At 68.6% G+C, this 1,972-nt stretch carries 2 protein-coding genes; one reads left to right on the forward strand and one right to left on the reverse strand.

Annotation, left to right across the window (positions count from 1 at the left end):
* The first annotated feature begins 319 nt into the window (after window positions 1-319).
* A complete protein-coding gene (locus tag A5767_RS20310; protein ID WP_064853017.1) occupies window positions 320-727 on the forward strand; it encodes a four-helix bundle copper-binding protein in 408 nt (135 codons plus the stop codon).
* Between the two features lie 29 nt (window positions 728-756).
* Here the strand turns inward: A5767_RS20310 and A5767_RS20315 are convergent, their stop codons facing one another.
* Window positions 757-1,641 carry a potassium channel family protein gene (locus A5767_RS20315; RefSeq protein ID WP_064853018.1) on the reverse strand — a complete coding sequence of 295 codons (885 nt, stop codon included), beginning with the start codon at window positions 1,639-1,641 and terminating at the stop codon, window positions 757-759.
* Window positions 1,642-1,972 lie beyond the last annotated feature (331 nt).

Consider the following 1,972-nt stretch of genomic DNA (forward strand, 5'->3'; position numbering starts at 1 on the left):
TGCTGCCGCGCTGGGCGCGCCCGCCGCCTTCTCCCGGGGCCCCCGGGGGGGGGGGGGGGGGGGGGGGCGCCCCGCGCCCCCCCCCCCCCCCCCCCCCCCACCCCCGCACAGCCCATTGTTACCCGCTGCTCATAGCGGTGTCCGATGAACGGCTCGACCTGACCCCGATTCTCCCGGGCTGGTCCACCGCGGCGGCGGTACTGTCGGGCACCGAAAAATCTGTACGACATGTTGAGAGTGTGCTTGTTCGGGTACGCGACAGAAGAAGCGGAACTTGCTGTTCCGTGAGAAGCCGTCACCCGAGGAAAGGAGCACTGTCATGGGCACTGCAGCGAGCATGCTCGAGAGCTACCCGAAGGATGTGGGCGACATCGACACCGCGGTGTTGGCCGCATGCATCGAGGCGTGTACCGACTGCGCGCAGACGTGCACCGCGTGCGCGGACGCGTGCCTGGCCGAGGACACCGTCGCCGACCTGACCACGTGTATCCGCACCGACCTCGACTGCGCCGATCTGTGCGGGGCAACCGCCCGAATCCTCTCGCGTCAGACCGGTAACAATGCGACGGTCACCAAGGCGATGCTCGAGGCCTGCGCCACTGCCTGTCGGGTGTGTGGTGACGAATGCGCCCGGCACAGTTCCCATCACGAGCACTGCCGGATCTGCGCCGAGGCGTGCCGGCGCTGCGAGCAGGCCTGCCGCGATCTGCTCGCAGCCCTCGACTGACCTGCTCACGCAGCATCGCCGGCGCCGGGTCATCGCGGTGTGGTTCGGTGCCGGTGGTCGGTGGCGTAGGCAGCGCAGACCTGCTCCACCGATCCTCCGGTGTGCAGATAGCGGGCATCGAGATAGCTGGTGAGCGACCCGAGTTGCCGCTCGAGACACACTGCGGCGCGGCGCACCTCCATCGCCGCCGACGCTTCCCCCGCCTCGACCATCTCCGGCACGTGCGCAAGCATTACAGCCAGGGACCGGTCGGGTTCGGCGTCGCGGAAAAAATACGTTTCACTGTACTGCCGCAGATCGAACTCCACGGTGGTCAACGCCTCGGTGACGCCATCGAGCAGAGCGCACGCGATGCTCGCCTCCCCGTGGCGGGCAACCTCGGCCGAATCCGTCGACGCCAGTAGGCTCACCGCGCGGGCGGCGGCGCGGCGGCGGATCAGCGCCGGGTAGATCTGCAGGATCCACGAGATCGCTGCGGTGAACAGCACGAACCCGATCAGCGCCTGCACCGGGATCAGCAGCCGCAGCGCCGGATAGGCGGGGGTGATGTCGCCGTAGCCGAGGGTGGCCACGGTCACCAGCGACAGATACAGCGAAGCTACCGGATCGGACGACGACTGTGGTTGCAGCGCAGAGGCGAAGAAGAATCCGCCCGGCATGTGCGGCAGGTAGATCAGCGCCCACCCGCCGACGATCATCGCGGCCCACAGCAACACCGTGGCAACCATGCCGATCGGGCCGGCGGAGCCCAGCGCCCGGCCGTGCCGGCGGATCCTCCCGGCGATCGACCAGATGATTCGGAACACCCAGCGGCTCAGCGTGCCCAGCCCGTGCGGATGCCACAATGTTGCGTAGATGTCCCGCAACGCCACCGCGATGAGCGCCGCGCCGAGCACGCTGAAGATCCACGTCATCGATGCCGACCTTCGGGTGTTGTCCTACGCCGATCGAGAAGGTCGAGGGAGCGGGATCCACGATTCGACCGCTCGGGCGGATCCGGGCACGTCGTAGTCGACATCTGCATGGGCGGCGCGTACCCGCCTCGCCGTACGCCCAATCGCTCGCCTCCGGCGGCCGCTCGTAAACCGACGTTCTCAATGGACGTCGGCCCCGCGCGAACGGTTCTCACTGCTACATGTCCGGACGTAGAGGTTGCGCCCGGCTGCGGCGGTGAGACCGAACGCGACCGTGCTTGCGGTCAGCACGAGCGTGCCGGCGCCGAGCACGGCGTCGTCGACGCCGAGG

Source organism: Rhodococcus sp. 852002-51564_SCH6189132-a (genome assembly GCF_001665495.1).
Classification (GTDB): Bacteria; Actinomycetota; Actinomycetes; order Mycobacteriales; family Mycobacteriaceae; genus Rhodococcus; species Rhodococcus pyridinivorans.